The sequence below is a fragment of the Pseudomonas sp. genome (assembly GCF_030696055.1).
Taxonomy (GTDB): domain Bacteria; phylum Pseudomonadota; class Gammaproteobacteria; order Pseudomonadales; family Pseudomonadaceae; genus Aquipseudomonas.
In genome coordinates, this window is record NZ_JAUYNP010000200.1 from 1 (window position 1) to 1405 (window position 1405).

The window sequence follows — 1405 nt, forward strand, 5'->3', positions numbered from 1 at the left end:
CACCGTTGACGCCAGTGTCCTGGCCGTCGGTGTTTTCCAGCACGAAGTTGGCGGCGTTCCAGATCTTGTTGCAGAAGTTGCGGTAACCCTCGACACGGCCCATGTCGAACTTGATGTCGCGACCGGTGGAAGCCAGCGCCAGGTTGGTGAAGCGCAGGGCGTCGGTGCCGTAGGCGGCGATGCCTTCGGGGAACTCGGCGCGGGTCTGCTTGGCGATCTTCTCGGCGAGCTTGGGTTGCATCATGCCGCTGGTGCGTTTCTGCACCAGGGCGTCCAGCTCGATGCCGTCGACTATGTCCAGCGGGTCGAGCACGTTGCCCTTGGACTTGGACATCTTCTGCCCCTGGCCATCGCGCACCAGGCCATGCACATACACGGTCTTGAACGGCACCTGAGCCGTGCCATCCTCGTTCTTCACCAGGTGCATGGTCAGCATGATCATCCGCGCGACCCAGAAGAAGATGATATCGAAGCCGGTGACCAGCACGTCGGTGGAGTGGAAGGTTTTCAGCGCCTCGGTCTGCTGCGGCCAGCCGAGGGTGGAGAAGGTCCACAGGCCGGAGCTGAACCAGGTGTCCAGCACGTCCTCGTCCTGGCGCAGGGCGATAGTGCCGAGGTTGTGCTTGGCGCGCACCTCCGCCTCGTCGCGGCCGACATAGACGTTGCCCGCCTCGTCGTACCAGGCCGGGATGCGGTGGCCCCACCACAGCTGACGGCTGATGCACCAGTCCTGGATATCGCGCATCCAGCTGAAGTACATGTTCTCGTACTGCTTGGGCACGAACTGGATACGGCCATCCTCGACCGCCTGAATGGCTGGCTCGGCCAGGGATTTGGTGGAGACGTACCACTGGTCGGTCAGCCACGGCTCGATAATGGTGCCGGAGCGGTCGCCCTTCGGCACTTTCAGCGCGTGAGGGTCGATGCCTTCCAGTAAACCCGCAGCCTCAAAGGCGGCGACTATCTGTTTGCGCGCTTCGAAGCGGTCCAGGCCGGCGTATTCGGCCGGCAGGCTGCCGTCGAATTCGGCGTTGACGCTGCCGTCGAGGTTGAACACCTGAGCGCTGGCGAGGATCGCCGCATCCTTGTCGAGGATATTGATCAGGGGCAGGTTGTGACGCTTGCCCACTTCGTAGTCGTTGAAGTCATGGGCCGGGGTGATTTTCACGCAGCCGGTGCCAAACTCGGGGTCGCAGTAATCGTCGGCGATGATCGGGATACGCCGGCCTACCAGGGGCAGCTCGACGTAAGTGCCGATCAGGGCCTTATAGCGCTCGTCTTCCGGGTGCACGGCCACGGCCGCGTCACCCAGCATGGTTTCCGGCCGGGTGGTGGCGACTATCAGGTAATCCTTGCCGTCAGCGGTCTTGTGGCCAGCGGCCAGGGGGTAGCGCAGGTTCCACAG

Annotated in this window: 1 protein-coding gene; it reads right to left on the reverse strand. The window is 63.2% G+C overall.

Features of this window, described 5'->3' with window-relative positions; translation table 11 throughout:
- Positions 1 to 1405: valine--tRNA ligase (gene valS / locus Q8Q83_RS11655; protein ID WP_305623880.1), on the reverse strand; the 1405-nt coding region annotated here is incomplete at both ends.